The sequence below is a fragment of the Pseudomonas sp. KB_15 genome, assembly GCF_052114525.1.
In the GTDB taxonomy this organism is placed as follows: domain Bacteria; phylum Pseudomonadota; class Gammaproteobacteria; order Pseudomonadales; family Pseudomonadaceae; genus Aquipseudomonas.
On sequence record NZ_JBFREX010000029.1, the window covers coordinates 55,434 to 70,652 of the forward strand.

At 59.9% G+C, this 15,219-nt stretch carries 18 protein-coding genes; 9 read left to right on the forward strand and 9 right to left on the reverse strand.

All coding sequences use genetic code 11. The annotated features are described in order from the left end of the window. Positions 1-18: 18 nt before the first annotated feature. A complete protein-coding gene (locus tag AB4Z35_RS20825) occupies positions 19-936 on the reverse strand; it encodes a DMT family transporter (RefSeq protein WP_442099118.1) in 918 nt (305 codons plus the stop codon). A 13-nt stretch (positions 937-949) separates the two neighbouring features. Next, complete coding sequence (locus AB4Z35_RS20830) at positions 950-2,134, reverse strand: cyanate transporter (RefSeq protein ID WP_442099120.1); 1,185 nt, start codon at positions 2,132-2,134, stop codon at positions 950-952. 496 nt (positions 2,135-2,630) lie between these two features. Here AB4Z35_RS20830 and AB4Z35_RS20835 point away from each other — a divergent pair, with 496 nt between their 5' ends. The 6 genes from AB4Z35_RS20835 (at position 2,631) to AB4Z35_RS20860 (ending at position 9,185) form a co-directional block, all read left to right on the forward strand. Beyond that, positions 2,631-4,013, forward strand: coding sequence for a glutamine synthetase family protein (locus AB4Z35_RS20835; protein ID WP_442099122.1), 1,383 nt, complete (start codon positions 2,631-2,633; stop codon positions 4,011-4,013). Between the two features lie 188 nt (positions 4,014-4,201). Then, complete coding sequence (locus tag AB4Z35_RS20840) at positions 4,202-5,851, forward strand: phosphoethanolamine transferase (RefSeq protein WP_442099124.1); 1,650 nt, start codon at positions 4,202-4,204, stop codon at positions 5,849-5,851. A 72-nt stretch (positions 5,852-5,923) separates the two neighbouring features. After that, positions 5,924-6,586: a class I SAM-dependent methyltransferase gene (locus AB4Z35_RS20845; RefSeq protein WP_442099126.1), complete on the forward strand. Its 663-nt coding sequence runs from the start codon at positions 5,924-5,926 to the stop codon at positions 6,584-6,586. Positions 6,587-6,709: 123 nt separating this feature from the next. Then, the gene (gene rnd, locus AB4Z35_RS20850) at positions 6,710-7,843 is read left to right on the forward strand and encodes a ribonuclease D (protein WP_442099128.1); all 1,134 of its coding nucleotides are present in this window, start codon (positions 6,710-6,712) and stop codon (positions 7,841-7,843) included. Then, entirely contained in the window at positions 7,840-8,133 is a 294-nt protein-coding gene (locus tag AB4Z35_RS20855) for a YcgL domain-containing protein (protein WP_108227756.1), read from the forward strand. Before rnd ends, AB4Z35_RS20855 begins: the two co-directional genes overlap by 4 nt. 119 nt (positions 8,134-8,252) lie before the next feature. Beyond that, positions 8,253-9,185: a D-2-hydroxyacid dehydrogenase gene (locus AB4Z35_RS20860; protein WP_442099130.1), complete on the forward strand. Its 933-nt coding sequence runs from the start codon at positions 8,253-8,255 to the stop codon at positions 9,183-9,185. Positions 9,186-9,350: 165 nt separating this feature from the next. Here the strand turns inward: AB4Z35_RS20860 and AB4Z35_RS20865 are convergent, their stop codons facing one another. Beyond that, a complete protein-coding gene (locus tag AB4Z35_RS20865; RefSeq protein WP_007984791.1) occupies positions 9,351-9,944 on the reverse strand; it encodes a nitroreductase family protein in 594 nt (197 codons plus the stop codon). Between the two features lie 165 nt (positions 9,945-10,109). On the opposite strand from AB4Z35_RS20865, the gene AB4Z35_RS20870 reads away from it, so the two are divergent. Both AB4Z35_RS20870 and AB4Z35_RS20875 read left to right on the forward strand, forming a co-directional pair. Next, the gene (locus AB4Z35_RS20870) at positions 10,110-10,559 is read left to right on the forward strand and encodes a YcgN family cysteine cluster protein (RefSeq protein ID WP_442099131.1); all 450 of its coding nucleotides are present in this window, start codon (positions 10,110-10,112) and stop codon (positions 10,557-10,559) included. A gap of 35 nt (positions 10,560-10,594) precedes the next feature. Continuing rightward, entirely contained in the window at positions 10,595-11,824 is a 1,230-nt protein-coding gene (locus AB4Z35_RS20875) for a hypothetical protein (RefSeq protein WP_442099133.1), read from the forward strand. Between the two features lie 113 nt (positions 11,825-11,937). Here AB4Z35_RS20875 and AB4Z35_RS20880 read toward each other — a convergent pair whose 3' ends face one another. The 4 genes from AB4Z35_RS20880 to AB4Z35_RS20895 form a co-directional block, all read right to left on the reverse strand. Beyond that, positions 11,938-12,315 (reverse strand): YgaP family membrane protein, encoded by a 378-nt coding sequence (locus AB4Z35_RS20880; RefSeq protein ID WP_442099135.1) that lies wholly within the window; start codon positions 12,313-12,315, stop codon positions 11,938-11,940. 80 nt (positions 12,316-12,395) lie between these two features. Further along, positions 12,396-12,866, reverse strand: a complete 471-nt coding sequence (locus AB4Z35_RS20885; protein WP_007993783.1) for an RNA methyltransferase — start codon at positions 12,864-12,866, stop codon at positions 12,396-12,398. 199 nt (positions 12,867-13,065) lie between these two features. Further along, positions 13,066-13,437 (reverse strand): YajD family HNH nuclease, encoded by a 372-nt coding sequence (locus tag AB4Z35_RS20890; protein WP_137804604.1) that lies wholly within the window; start codon positions 13,435-13,437, stop codon positions 13,066-13,068. A gap of 49 nt (positions 13,438-13,486) precedes the next feature. Beyond that, complete coding sequence (locus tag AB4Z35_RS20895) at positions 13,487-14,173, reverse strand: spermidine synthase (RefSeq protein WP_442099137.1); 687 nt, start codon at positions 14,171-14,173, stop codon at positions 13,487-13,489. Between the two features lie 95 nt (positions 14,174-14,268). On the opposite strand from AB4Z35_RS20895, the gene AB4Z35_RS20900 reads away from it, so the two are divergent. Further along, entirely contained in the window at positions 14,269-14,559 is a 291-nt protein-coding gene (locus AB4Z35_RS20900) for a hypothetical protein (RefSeq protein WP_442099139.1), read from the forward strand. Here the strand turns inward: AB4Z35_RS20900 and AB4Z35_RS20905 are convergent. Together AB4Z35_RS20905 and AB4Z35_RS20910 are read right to left on the reverse strand one after the other, a co-directional pair. Next, positions 14,556-15,029, reverse strand: coding sequence for a cyclic nucleotide-binding domain-containing protein (locus AB4Z35_RS20905; protein WP_008015977.1), 474 nt, complete (start codon positions 15,027-15,029; stop codon positions 14,556-14,558). The genes AB4Z35_RS20900 and AB4Z35_RS20905 overlap by 4 nt on opposite strands. Continuing rightward, positions 15,008-15,219: hypothetical protein (locus AB4Z35_RS20910; RefSeq protein ID WP_442099140.1), on the reverse strand; the 212-nt coding region annotated here is incomplete at its 5' end. The genes AB4Z35_RS20910 and AB4Z35_RS20905, both read right to left, overlap by 22 nt.

Sequence of the window (15,219 nt, forward strand, 5' to 3'; positions counted from 1 at the left end):
TTTTCACCCAGGAGCCTTTCAGCCCTGAACCATCGCCGACACGGTGCGGCGGCTGGACATCAACAGCGCGAACATGCCGAGGCCCACCAGCACCGCACCCGCCATTTCCAGCGGCAACGGCACCTGATGCCCCCATAGCCAATGAAACAGGGTGATGAACAGCGTGCTCAGGTAGATGTAGGAAATCACCGAGGACGGCGCGATCACGCCGATGGCCCGATGCAGCAGCCAAAACGTCGCCAGGGTGGCGAATACCGCCAGGTACATCAGCCAATAGACATCGTTGAGCGTCAGTAATGATGCCGAGCGCCAACCGCCACTGAATCCACAGAGCACCAGTAGAAACAACGCACCGAACAGCATGTTCCAGAACGTCATGGGCACCGGCCCGCGCCCCTTCAGGCTATTGGTTTTCAGGCGTTGGCTGAGGGGGGCGTAGAGCGCCATCGCCAGGCAACCGATGCCGTACACCGTCAAAGCATACGGCGATGGCAACTCGCCGGGGCCGGTGCCTTTCATGATCAGTAACACTGCCCCGGCAGCGGCGAGCAGCATCGGCACAATCCGTTGTCTCAGGCGGCTGTCAGGTGTCAGCGCGGCTTCGAAACCCAGGGTCATCAGCGGCACCAGCGTGAACATCGTTCCGGTGTTGACGGCCGTGGTGTAGCGCAATGCTTCGAACAGCGAACCGAAGTACAGCGCGAGCAGCAGGCCGAGCACCGCGTGACCGAGCAGCCCACGGGCGGTCATGACGGCATCGCCTTTAAGCAGCAACAGCGGCAGAAACACCACGGCGCAAAACAGCAGGCGCAAACCGGTCAGCAGGATCGGGTCGATGGCCTGGCTGACTTGCGCCGCTGCGGAAAACGAAGCGGCGATCAACAAGGCCCAAAGCAGCATGCTGGCGTGAGCGGCGGCGAAACCGGTGGTTTTCATGGCTGGCTCCGGATCAATGGATGTGGCGGGTGTAGTGCCTTGGGTTGAAGCGCAAGACCATCAACATCAACAGCACCATGACTGCCGTCAGCGACCACCAGGCCCATTCGAAGCTGCCGAGCTGGTCGCGGATTATCCCGGCCAGCAGCGGCGACAGGCCGGCAATCAGGTAGCCGATGCCTTGAACGAACGCGGTCAGGCCACCGGCGCGCAAGGGATTGTCCAGGTGATCCAGCGATACAATCAGGCTCATAGGGAACAGGCCGCCAATGCCCAGCCCCAGCAGGCATGGCCAAATCAGGCTCAAATGCTGCGGGCTCAGAATCAGTCCGCTGAAGCCGGCGATGATGAGCGTCAGCAATACCATCAGCACGATGCGGCGATCGCGGTTGCGATTGGCGATGACGGGGGTCAGCAGACCTGACAGCACTTCCATGGCGGTCAGAAATCCGAGCAGCAACCCGGCGTGCTGTTCGCTCCAGCCCTTTTCCACGTAGTACGGCGCCAACCAGGCCAGAACACAGGTGTAGGACGCAGTGCCCAGGCCAAAGAAGATCGCGAGTAACCATGCGCGGGAATTGGCGAAGAATGAAACGTTGCTGAATGTCTTTGAATCCAGTGTCGGCATCCCCGCTCGTTGGGTGCCCCAGAACAGCAATGCCAGCACGGCGAGAACGGCCCAGATCGCCAGACCTATGCGCCAGCTGCCGGTGCCCTGCATCACCAGCGGTGAAAAGGACGCAGCAATGGCGGCACCACCCATGATCGACGTGACGTAGAGCCCCATGCTCAGGGCAACGTGGTCGCTGAATCGGGATTTGATCAACGCTGGCATCAGGGCCTGGATCAGGGCGATCCCGATACCTGCCAGCACCGCGCTGAGGATCAACTCCGCTGCTGAATCAAGGAACAACCGCGAAACCGTGGCCACGCCGATGATCAGCAACGAGAACACCACCGTGCGCTGATCGCCGAGTTGCTGGCTCACGCGCAGGCCGACAAACATCGCCAGTCCCATGGCCATGACCGGCAACATGGTCAGCAGTGAAGCCAGGCTGAAGCTTAGCGGGATGTCGACGCGAATCACCGGGAGCAAAGGTCCGACAGCGGCCATGGATGGGCGCAGGTTCAGGGCAACCAGGACAATGCTGAACATGAACCAGAGGGCAGGGCGGGAAGTGGCTCGGGTGTTTTCCATGATCGGGCCTTGAACAGTAGGGTTCCGATTAGACGCGTGAGGCATGGAGGCGGCAAATCAGAAAGTCCGGCGTAGTATTTGGAAATTAAATACAAACCGCTCCCACAGGGGGGCTGCACTGAACAGTCAAATGTTTAGCCAGGCGACATCCAAAGTTCTTCAAATCCCGATTTAACGACTCAACCCGTCGTGTGACGCTGCGGTCATCTGTTTTCTGCGGTTCTCTCTATGGACGGTTGGCCAGTCGCAATCCACTTCAAGGCATCCACAGACGCCCGAGCGTCGAGCCTTGGTCGTCGATTCACACCCGCCACCGCGCCAAACCTCTCTGCACTTCCTTCTGAACTGGCCTTCTGGGCGCTGTGGCATTGCCGCCATGCGCGCCCGCCGGATTCGTGCTCTTTCCGTTGATAGTCCCTACCTGTTCCGGTTGATGCCGGGATTAAAGTGCGGGTGCTGTTGCGTACCCGCCTGACACGGAAAAAAGAGAGTTCCCATGAGTTGTGCCACGACCTCGTTTGCCACCAGGCAAGAAGCCCTGACCTTTCTGGAGCAGAACCCGGATATTGAAATGTTCGAGCTGTTCATCCTCGACAACAACGGTGTGCCGCGCGGCAAGCTGCTGCATCGTGACGAGTTGCTGGCGGTTTATGAAAGCGGGCGACCATTGCCGAGCACCATCCTCGGGCTGACCATCAACGGCGATGATGTGGAAAACTCCGGGCTGGTCTGGGATGTCGGCGATATCGACTGCCGGGCCTACCCGATCAGCGGCAGCCTCACGCGCATGCCGTGGCGTCTGATACCGACCGCGGCCGTGCAGGTCAGCATGCACCCGACAGAGGGAATGCCCGCTACCATTGCCGATCCCCGCCATTTGCTGGCGAAAGTCATCGAAGGTTTACAGGCTGACGGCTATTACCCGGTCATGGCGGCGGAACTGGAGTTCTACCTGCTGGATCAGCAACGCGACAGCAATGGCCGGCCGCAACCGGCACGGGATGTCGATGGCGGGCGTCCGCGCGGAACGCAGGTCTATGGTTTGCGCGAGCTTGAACAGATCGAGCCGTTCCTGGCCGATCTCTACAGCGCCTGCAAGCTTCAAGGGATTCCGGCGCGCACGGCCATTTCCGAATACGCGCCGGGGCAAGTGGAAATCACCCTCGAACACCGCACCGACGCATTACAGGCGATGGACGAAGCGGTGCGCTACAAGCGCTTGGTCAAGGGTGTGGCACACAAGCACGGCATGACAGCCTGCTTCATGGCCAAGCCTTTCGATGACCTGGCCGGTACCGGGATGCACATGCACGTCAGCCTGGCAGACAGGGACGGCAACAACCTCTTCGCCAGCGAAGCCCCGGATGGGACGCCACTGCTCAAACAGGCCGTCGCAGGCATGCTTGGCACCCTGCTCGATTCGCTGTTGCTGTTCTGCCCTAATGCCAACTCCTACCGTCGATTCCAGGCCAACAGTTATGCGCCACTGGCGGCCACCTGGGGCGTGGACAACCGCACCGTGAGTTTACGCGTACCGGGTGGGCCGGCGTATTCCCGGCACATCGAGCATCGGATTTGTGGCGCAGATGCCAACCCCTATCTGGCGGCTGCGGCGATTCTGGCCGGTATTCATCGCGGTATACGCGAACGACTCGACCCTGGTGCGCCGGTGGAAGGCAATGGCTACGCCCAGGCCACGAAATTGCTGCCGACAGACTGGCTGACCACCTTGCGATCGCTGGAAGGTTCGAGTTGGGCCAGGGAAGCCTTCGGCAGGGAGTTCCTCGGTGTCTACCTGGCGGTGAAACGCGCCGAATATCGTCAATTCATGGGTGAGGTCGGAGAGCAGGACTGGCGTTGGTATTTGCACCAGGCTTGAGTCGAAGCTGGACCCGGGCTGAACCATTCTCAAATAGTCTGGAAGTTTCAGGCAGGTTTTGTAAGCCAACTAATTGTTGGCTTCTTTTTCACAAAAAATTGATGGTTGGCTACCTAAAATCAGAGCTGTCTCGGTAAATGAAATTTTCACATTTGCCGAAGACACTTTTTCAGGACCCGCCGAATCTCATGCTTAAGATTAAAGCTGTGCGCCCCGAATGGGTGACACTGATTGCCAGCGCATTTTTGTTAGTTGGCTTCAATTTTGTACTCTGGCAGCACCTGTTCGAAATCACCGCGTCCGATGGCAAAGGCATCGTCATGCGCGTGGCCTTCGGGGCGATGATCTTCGCGGCGTTCAACATTGTGCTGACCCTGCTGGCATTCCGGCCGGTGCTCAAGCCGCTCCTGACCCTGCTGTTCATGATCAGCGCGGGCGTGGCGTATTTCATGAGCCAGTATGGTGTTCTGATCGACACCGGCATGTTGCGTAACTTCGCTGAGACCAATGCTACGGAAGTGCGCGACTTACTGTCGCCCAAGTTGTTTGTTTATATCGTGCTGCTCGGCGTTTTACCGTCTTGGCTGTTGTGGAAGACACCGATTGATTATCGTCGTTGGCACCGTGAACTACTCAGTAAGGTTCTGGTGACTTTTGCCTCGGCAGCGGTCATTGGTGGTGTTGCACTGGTTAACTATCAAGGCCTGTCTTCGTTGTTTCGCAATCACCACGAGTTGCGCCTGATGGTGGTGCCAAGCAACTACATTGGTGCCTCGGTTGGTTTCTTGCGCGAGAAAGTAGCAACGGCACAGCAACCCTTTGTCAAAATCGGTGAAGATGCCGTGCGCAATCCGGCCTGGCAAACTCACGGGCGCAAATCCCTGACGGTTCTTGTCGTGGGTGAAAGTGCCCGGGCGGAGAACTTCGGCATCCTTGGCTATAGCCGCGACACCACTCCGAAACTGAGTAAGGAAGATGGTCTGATCGCTTTCACCGATGTGCACTCCTGCGGCACTGAGACAGCCGTATCGGTGCCTTGCATGTTCTCCAATATGGGACGCAAGGACTACAACGCCAGCAAGGCAAAGAACGAAGAAGGCCTGCTGGATGTGCTCAAGCATGCGGGTATCGATGTGATCTGGCGTGACAACCAGTCAGGCTGCAAAGGTACGTGCGATCGCGTCACTATTCAGGACGTCAGCAATCTGAAAGATCCGGCGCTGTGCGCCAACAGTGAATGCCGCGACGAAATCCTGCTGCAAGGACTGCAACATTTCATCGATACCCTGGACAAGGACACGGTGTTGGTACTGCACCAGATGGGCAGCCACGGTCCGGAGTACTTCAAGCGTTATCCGAAAGAGTTCGAACGCTTCACCCCGGTTTGCGAGAGTAACGCCCTGAACAATTGCAGCCGCGAAAGTATCGTCAACGGCTACGACAACACCTTGGTATATACCGACCATGTGCTGTCGACCTTGATCGATCTGCTGCGCAGCAACCAGGGCAAAGTGGATACCGCGATGCTGTATCTGTCGGACCACGGCGAGTCCCTGGGTGAATACAACTTGTTCCTCCACGGCACGCCTTACATGCTGGCACCGGAGCAGCAAAAGCATGTGGCCATGTTTGCCTGGTTCTCCGACAGCTATAAGAAGTCGTTTGCGGTAGATACCCACTGCCTGCAACTGAGTCGTGAAAAGCCCCTGAGCCAGGACAACCTGTTCCATTCGATGCTTGGGCTGCTGGAGGTCAACAGCAAGGTCTACAACCAGGATCTGGACATGTTTGCCGGATGTCGTGGTCCAGTGGCCGACGGCGCGTTGGCCAAAGATTGAGTGCTCCGATTTTGTTTCACACGGCGGCCGCCGACCTGCGGCCTGTAGAACTTTTATCAAGAGCCATTGCACATGTCCGCTCAGCCTCCATCCGCCATCGAGCTTGAGATCGCCCGGCGCTACGACCAGGAGCACGCGCGCGTCTGCCTTCAGCCGCAAGCGCCGGGTCTGGCCGGGCGTCTGGCGCTCTGGCGTGAGGAGCGTTTGGTGCGCAAGGCACTCAAGGTCGCCGGCGAGCCGGGCCTGATCCTTGATGTGGCTTGTGGTGTGGGGCGTTTTTGGCCGGTGCTGGCCGAGCACGCAAATCGGGTGATCCTCGCGACGGATCCGTCACAAGACATCCTCGATCATGCCCGCACACATCACTCGCAGAGTCTGTTGAAGCGGGTCAAGACCTTTCAAAGCTCCGCGTTCTCGATTGGCTTGCCGGAGAACGCGGTTGACTGCATTTTTTGCATGCAACTGTTTCAGCACCTCCATAACCCGGAACATCGGCTGGCGATGCTGGGCGAGTTTTACCGGGTCAGTCGCGATACGGTGATTGTCGCGGTGCGCCTTGACGGTCTTTTCAAGGGCGCGCATTCAGGCGTGGAGGGCGTTCCGGCCCGGCCGTTACCGAGCAAGACCGAGGTGGAAAGCGAGTTCAGGCAGGCGGGTTTCCGTTTGCTCAGCCATCAGGACTTTTTGCCGGGTTGCGCGCGGATGCGGATCTACGTGCTGGGTAAGACCAGCTAGCCCGACGTTGTCGGACTATTCTGTATGTCACGCAGTAATTTTCGCTAACGCTCTTGTTCAGTGGATGCGCGGAAATCGCCGGGGGCGATATATACTGCGCGCCATTCTTCAAGGGAGAGCCGTGTGGCCATCGATATTCACTGGATTCGCGACAACGATAGCCTCGGACGCTTGTGTGCCGAGTGGCAGCAATTGCCATTCGTTGCCCTCGACACCGAATTCATGCGGGTCGATACCTTCTACCCCATCGCCGGCCTGCTACAGATCGGTGATGGCGTTCGCGCCTATCTGATCGACCCGCTGACCATCGACAACTGGCAACCATTGGCCGCGTTGCTGGAAAACCCGGCGGTGGTCAAAGTTGTCCACGCGTGCAGCGAAGACCTCGAAGTCCTGCTACGCCTGACCGGCAGCCTGCCGGCGCCACTGTTCGATACGCAATTGGCTGCCGCTTACCTGAACCTCGGTTTTTCCATGGGCTATTCGCGGCTGGTGCAGGAAGTACTCGGCATTGACCTGCCCAAGGGTGAAACCCGTTCCGACTGGTTGCAACGTCCGCTTTCCGAAACCCAGATCAGCTATGCCGCCGAAGATGCCGTGCACCTGGCTGAAGTGTTCGTAAAGCTGCGTCCAAAGCTGTCTGCCGAGAAATACGCCTGGGTCCTGGAAGACGGCGCCGAACTGGTGGCCAACCTGCGCCGCGAGATCGATCCGTACGAGGTCTATCGCGATGCCAAGCTGGCCTGGAAGCTGTCTCGCGCCCAACTCGCCGTTTTGCGTGAGCTCTGCGCCTGGCGCGAACAGGAAGCCCGGGCCCGTGACCTGCCGCGCAACCGGATCATCCGCGAACATTCGCTGTGGCCGCTGGCGCGTACGCAACCGGACAACCTCGGTGCCCTGGCGAAAATCGAAGACATGCACCCGCGTACCGTGCGTCAGGATGGCGAGTTTCTGCTTGATCTGATCAAGCGCTCTGGCAGTGTGTCGCCTGATCAATGGCCGCCCGCCGTGCCGGAGCCGCTGCCGGTGGATGCCGCCGCATTGCTCAAGCAACTGCGGGCCATCGGTCAGACCGAGTCCGAACGCCTGAACATTGCGCCGGAACTGATGCTGCGCAAGAAAACCCTGGAAGCGCTGCTCAAGAGCGGCTTCCCCAATGGTCCCTACCAATTGCCTGATTCGCTGCGTGGCTGGCGCCGCGAATTGATGGGCCAGGCGCTGCTCGACAGCCTGGTCACCGCCGGAGAACAGCCTTGAAACGTATTTGTTCCATCTACCGCAGCTCGAAGAAAAACGAAATGTACCTGTATGTGCTCAAGAGCGACGCTCTGGAGCGCGTGCCGGAGCCCCTGATGGCAGCCTTCGGCAAGGCCATCCACGCATTCGACCTGGTGCTGAGCCCTGAGCGCAAACTGTCGCGCGAGGACATCACGGTCGTACTGGAAAACCTCGAAAAACAGGGTTATCACCTGCAAATGCCGCCTGCCGAAGACGAGTACATCGAGCACTTGCCGGAAGAATTGTTGCGTCGCAACGATCCGGTGTGAGCGGCAGACAGGCTCTGTTCAGAGTGGTTATGAAACACTGATTGATTTTAGCGATGGCAGCATCGACGGAGCACCGCTCTGTCGGTGGCCGTCTGCACCGTTTTTGAAAGGTTTGAAGCATGCGCGTCCTGATTGCTGAACATGACCACCCCGTGTACGCCCAACTGTTGCGCGAGGCGGCACCGGATCTGGAGGTGCTGACCAGCGGTGATTCAGCCGAACTGGCCAGCCAGGCCGCCGATTGTCCGGTGTGGCTCGGCCAGCCTGATTTGTTGGCGACCCTGTTACGCCAGGGTCATCAACCGCAATGGCTGCAATCTACCTGGGCCGGCATTACGCCGCTGCTGGCCGACGGCTTGCCGCGGCACTATCGGCTGACGCGTGCCGTCGGCATCTTCGGACAGGTCATGGCCGAGTACGTGCTCACGTATATGCTCGGTCACGAACGTGAAGTGCTGGCGCGACTGGTCAGCCAGGTCGAGCGCAAGTGGGACAGTCGCCATGGCCAGAGCCTGGCGGGGCGCAAGGTGTTGATCGTCGGTACAGGCGATATCGGTCAAAGTGTCGCGCAGTTCCTCGTGCCGTTCGGCGTCGAGTTGTATGGCATTGCCAGCAGCGCGCGGGAGCAGGCGCCGTTTATCGAAGTCGGTTCACTGGCGGATTTGCCGCGGCTAGTCGGTGAAGTCGATTACGTGGTCAATCTGCTGCCGAACACGCCGGACACCCACGATATCTACGACGCGGCGCTGTTCAAGCAATTCAAGTCGACCGGGTTGTTCATCAACGCCGGGCGCGGTGTGGCAGTGGTCGATGCGGATCTGGTAGACGCCTTGAAGGAAGGGCATCTGGCGGGCGCGGTGATCGACGTGTGCCGTCAGGAGCCATTGCCCCAGCGTCATCCATTCTGGACGGCCTGGGGCCTGCTGCTGACCGGCCACAGCTCGGCACCGACTTCGCCGTCGATGATGGTGAAGCTGTTTGTCGAGAACCTGCGGGCGTATCAGGCGGGAGAGGCGTTGCGCGGGGAAGTGGATTTCGATCGGGGGTATTGAGTCCATTGTGGGCTCATGTGGCGAGGGGGCTTGCCCCCGTTGGGCTGTGGAGCAGCCCCAATACCATTCAACACGGTGTGTCAGTAAAAACCGGTCGGCAGGTTTTACGACGGCTGCGCCGCCGAACGGGGGCAAGCCCCCTCGCCACAGGGTTGGAGTTGCCCTTTAGAGGGTGAAGTCGCCTTCTGCCGCCAACTCGCTCAACGGACGACGCGGGCTGGGTTCTTCACGGGCTTGCAGGTAATCCGCCAGGCTCGCCTTGTCCCCCAGCTTGCCCACCGCTACCGCGGCGTGCAGGGCGTAGCCTTCAGGAATGTTCAGCTCCTTGCGGGTCAGCTCCTGGTCGAAGCCGGCCATGCCGTGGGTGTGCCAGCCGCTCAGGCTCGCTTGCAAGGCCAGGTGGCCCCAGGCGGAGCCGGTGTCGAAGGTGTGCCACAGGGCCGGGGTTTCTTCGGTTGCGCCAGGCACGGCGAAGGTGGTTTTGGAAATCACGATCACCAGGGCCGAAGCGTGTTGCGCCCAACTGCGGTTGAATTCGTTCAGCAGGCCCAGGTAACGTTCCCAATTCGGCGTATCGCGACGTGCGTAAAGAAAGCGCCAAGGCTGCGAGTTGTAGGCCGAGGGTGCCCAGCGTGCGGCTTCGAAGAAGCTCAGCAAGGTTTCCTCTGGAATCGTTTCGCCAGTGAAGGCGCGGGGCGACCAGCGATCGGTGAATTGAGGGTGAATGGCGTAATCGGCAACGCGTGGGTTGGCACTCATCAAGAGATTCCTTGCTACGTTTGAAAGTGAGGGGCGACGCAAAACCCTACTTGGCAGCGCAAAAACTGACAAGCCCGTTCTACCGACAGTCGCCAATGCTTGGCCCGCAGGGCTTCGGGCACTAGACTGGCGGCCTTTTCACCACCTGATGTCGATGCTCGAACCATGGCCGCCAAAGTAGAACCGTTCTGGAAACGCAAAACCCTCGATCAACTCGATCAGGAGGAATGGGAGTCGCTGTGCGACGGCTGTGGATTGTGCTGCCTGCAAAAGCTTGAGGACGAAGACGACAACAGTGTCTATTACACGCGCATCGCCTGCAAATTGCTGGATCTGAAAACCTGCCAGTGCACGAACTATCCTGACCGTCGTGACTTCGTGCCGGACTGCATCCAGCTTACGCCGGGCAAGGCCGACGAATTCAAATGGCTCCCGCCAACCTGCGGCTATCGCCTGGTCAGCGAAGGCAAGGATCTGCCGTTGTGGCATCACCTGGTATGCGGCGATCGCGATGCCGTGCATCACGAGCGGATCTCACAGTCCGGGCGCATGCTCGCCGAAGGCAGCGTGCCGGAAGAGGATTGGGAAGATCACCTGATTTTCCGCGCAGGCTGATTGCCTACGGTTAAACGTTTCACGAAGGAGTGTGTATGGCTGTGGGATGGCGGCAGGCGTGGGTCGTTGGATTACTGGCCGTGAATTCGCCCGTCTGGGCTGCGAACAAGGTCGATCTGGATTATCACGTGCGCCTGTTGCCGCAGAGCGATCAGGCCGAAGTGCGCCTGACGCTGGCCCAGGGTTCGGCGGTACGCAGCCTGGATTTCGACCTCGGCGACGGCAGCCACTACAGCGATTTCAAGGCGGACGGCCAATGGCAACTGACCCCCGGCAACGCGGCGCGCGGTGTCTGGCGTCCGGCTGCTGACAAGGCCAGCCTGACCTACCGCGTGAATATCAGCCACGGGCGCAAGAACGGCAGCTTCGACACGCGCATGACGCCAAACTGGGCGTTGATGCGCGGCGACGATCTGGTGCCTGCCGCCAAGCTCGATCAACAGGATGGCATCGAACTGGTTTCTCGTCTTGTATTCGAGCTGCCCGGTGGCTGGAAAAGCGTTGAAACCGCCTGGCCACGGATTGGCCAGAACAAATTCCGCATCGATAACCCTTCCCGACTGTTCGACCGGCCCACAGGCTGGATGCTCGCCGGCCAGCTCGGCAGCCGCCGCACTCGTCTGGGCGAGACCGAAGTCACCGTCACCTCGCCACTAGGGCAGGGTATGCGCCGGATGGATGTGCTGACGCTGCTGACCTTCGTCTGGCCGCAAGTGCAGGCGCTGTATCCGCGACACCCTGGCAAACTGCTGATCGTCGGGGCCAATGATCCAATGTGGCGCGGCAGTCGGTCGGCGCACGAGTCGATCTACCTCAACAGTCACCTGCCGTTGGTCAGCGAAAGCGGCTCCAGTGCCCTGGTTCGCGAGTTGGCCCAGGTGTTCGGGCGGATCAACAGTACGCAGCGCAGTGACTGGATCGGCGAAGGCTTAGCTGAGTATTACGCCATCGAACTGGTGCGCCGGGCCGGCGGCATGAGCGATGAACGCTACGAGAACCTGCACGGCAAACTGGTCAGGAACAGCCAGAAAGTCACCACGCTGCGCGGTGAGCAGATCAGCCCGGCGCAGGTGGCCAGGGCGGTGGCGTTGCTGCAGGAGCTGGACCGCGAGATTCGCCTGAAAACCCATAACAAGCGTTCGCTGGACGACGTGTTGCGCGGGGCGATGCGGCTGGGGGAAATCGACACCCAGGCGTTTGTTCAGCTCAGTGAAAGCGTGATCGGTGGTTCTTCAAAAGTGCTCAGTACCGAGTTGCTTCAGTAACACCGCCATTCGCGAGCAAGCCCGCTCCCACATTTGATCTGTGCCGTACACAAGTCCAATGTGGGAGCGGGCTTGCTCGCGAAGAGGCCAGTAGCCTCACCGAAACCTTTGGATCAAACCCCGGCTTTCGGCGACTTCAACGAATCATTACCCGTCACGGTCGCCGTTTTGGTCGCCGCCTCGGCATTGGCCTTCAGCGTTTTCAGTTCTTCCCCCGCCCGCTGGATTTTCGCCCGCACGCTGTTCATGTCCTGACGGCTTTTCTCCAGCAGGCTTTTCGCCGAGCTGTGGCCGGTAATACCGCGCGCCAGGGCCACGCCGCCGATGGCCACCTGGATCAGGCCAAAGATCCCGCCCCGACGCAGGCCCTTGCCCACCATCACCACGCCGCCGGCCACGGAGCCGATGCGTTCCCAGCCCTGCACGTTCTGCTCGGAAGGGCTCTGGAACGGGGTGGAATCGATACGCTCGACGCGTTTGAGTTCGCTCATGGTCTGTCTCCTGGCTTCAGTGATCGATAGTCAAGCTGACTGCCTGGGCGGGCAGCTCGTTCAATCGGATGTGCGGCGATTCAGCGAAATTTTGGCCCGGAGCGGGTATTGAGCCCTTTGGACATACGGTCGTAGAGCACGACGTTGACCGTGGCGGCCAGGTTCATGCAACCGGTGGTCGGAATGTAGACCACGTCTTCGCACCAGTCGCGAATCTCCTTATCCAGGGATCCGTCTTCCGGGCCGAAGATGTAGAGCGCGCGATCCGGGTGGGTGTATTCCGGCAGCGGTCGGGCACCTTCAACCAGTTCCACGGCGACGGGCACACAATTGAGCGGCAGGATTTTCTTCAGGTCGTCGATGCCGATCAGCGGGATGTCGTAGTGCACGCGCTTGGTATCGGTGACGAAATCGGCGGCGCGCTCATAGCGCTTGCCAGTGTAGAACACCGACGCCACGCCATAACAGCCAGCGGCGCGCATCACCGAACCGACGTTCTCCGGTGATTTGGGGTTATACAAACCAATGCAGCTGTACCGTTTGTCTGCCACGAGCGGGGTGCCTTTCGGGAAAAAAGCGCGATTATACGGGGATTGGGGCGGGGGTGTTCGGTTTGAAGATTGATGGCGACCGGGCGTCCGTCTTCGCGGGCAAGCCCGCTCCCACAGTTGACCGAGGTGTCCTGACGGACGCGAATCAATGTGGGAGCGGGCTTGCCCGCGAAGAGGCCAGTTCAGGCACTGAAGATTTTTACTCTTCTTTTTTCATCAACCCAGCCAACGCCGCAAACGGATTGTGCGTAGCCTTGGCGATTTTCGGCGTGCTCAGCGAGCCTTCGTCGAAATACTGCTGGTCGGTATAACGCGAGTGTTCGTTATCGTGGCAGTACAGGCACAATAGCTCCCAGTTCGAGCCGTCCTGCGGGTTGTTGTCGTGGTTGTGGTCGCGGTGGTGCACGGTCAGTTCGCTCAGGCGTTTGCCGGAGAATTCACGGGCGCAGCGGCCACAGACGTGCGGATACATCTTCAGGGCCTTGTCGCGGTAGCCCATTTCCTTGTCGCGCTGGTTGTCGGCGAGGATACGATCCAGCTTCGAAGTGTTGGTCGGGGTGGACGAACTCATGGGTTCACCTTTGTAGAATGACTAATGACGGTATCAAGCAAAGTTTAGCTCAGCCCTTGAGCTTCTCGGCAATCCAGATGGTGTGGCGGGTGCCCTTGTTGCCATGGGCGAAGACCTGCACTTCCTCGGCCTTGAAGCCGGCTTTCTTCAGTTTGTCGGAAAATTGCCGGTCAGCGCTGGCCGACCAGACGGCCAGTATACCTTTGGGGCGCATGGCCCTGGCGCAGGCGTTCAGTCCGGCGGCGGAGTACAGCCAGCTGTTGGTTTTCCGGGTCAGGCCTTCGGGGCCGTTGTCGACGTCGAGCATGATGGCATCGAAGCCCTGGGGTTCGGCCTGCAGGACTTTGGCCACGTCTTCCATGCGAATCACGGTCCGCGGGTCGAGCAGCGGATTGCCAGCCTTCTCGCCCAGCGGTCCACGGTTCCACTCAACGACACCGGGGACCAGTTCGGCGACCACCACTTCGGCGGTCTTGCCCAGGTGCTTGAGCGCCGAAGCGAGGGTGAACCCCATGCCCAGGCCGCCGATAAGCACCCGCGAATTCGGCCGACCAGCGACTTTGCGACACGGAATTTCGGCCAGGGCATCTTCGGAGCCGTGCATGCGCGTGTTCATCAATTGTCCGCCATCGCCACCCTGGATCTTGATGACGAAATCCTCGCCGTATTCGAACAGGCACAGGGCACCGCCGTTTTCAGGAATGGGGGTGGTGTCCAGCAGAACGAAACGTTTCATGGGGCTCACTTGAAGAAAATTGGCAGAACACGGGAGGGTAAACAGACGCAGTTGGGAGTAGCCTGTTTATGACGACAAGGCCAACGGAGCCATTGATGAAGCGCACCATTCTAACGGTCATTGCCCTGGCCGCGCTCTCGATAACTGCAGTGCAGGCCCAACAGCTGCAATCGATTCCCGTCAGCCCCGCGCCGATGCCCGGTTCGCCCGGCACCGCGACGCCCACACCGTACCCGCAAATCAGCCCGGCGCCGTTGCCTAAAGTCGGCCCCGGCAGTAGCGGTCCGCCGTTGGTGCCGATAGAAATGCCGAGCCCGCCGACCAAGGACCAGCCCGTGCCGGGGCTGGAGTTCAATCCGCCGAAACCCAAGTCGCCGGGCGGCTAGACCTGCTGCGAAAGCAATTGGCCGTCAGCCATGCGCAGGCGTTTTGAGAGGGAAACGGCGAGGGCGCGGATGATCTTGGCGGCGATTTTCGGTGCATCGTTGAGCATCTTTTCCAGCGAGTCCTTGCCCAGGTTGAGCAACTGGCAGTTGCTTGCGGCCACGCAGCTGGCCGAGCGCCGTTCGCCGTCGAGCACGGCCATTTCGCCGAACGACCGGCCGCTGCGCAAGGTGGCGATGGTGACTCGTTGCCCGTCAGCGGTGGTTTTCTGCACAGCTACCTGACCGGTATGGATGATGCACATGAAACTGCCAGCATCGCCCTCCTGGAAGATCTCCTCGCCCTGGGCAATGGTGCTGATACTGAAGTAGCCCGAAGCCGCGGCGAAGTCTGCCGGCAGCAGTTGATTGAACAGGCCGCAATCCATCAGCCAGTCGCGAATTTCGTTGTTCAGAAAGGTTGATTCAGACATGTCGTCACGGTCTTTGTTGTTGTGTCTGTTACGGGTTCGGGCGTCCACCATTTCTTGTAGCAGCTGGCGAAGCCTGCGTCCGGCTGCGTAGCAGACGTAAAAACAGGCACCGCGGTATTGCGGTTAATCCGCGTCGTCCGGATAAACGACTGCTGCGCAGCCGGACGCAGGCTTCGCCAGCTGCTACAAG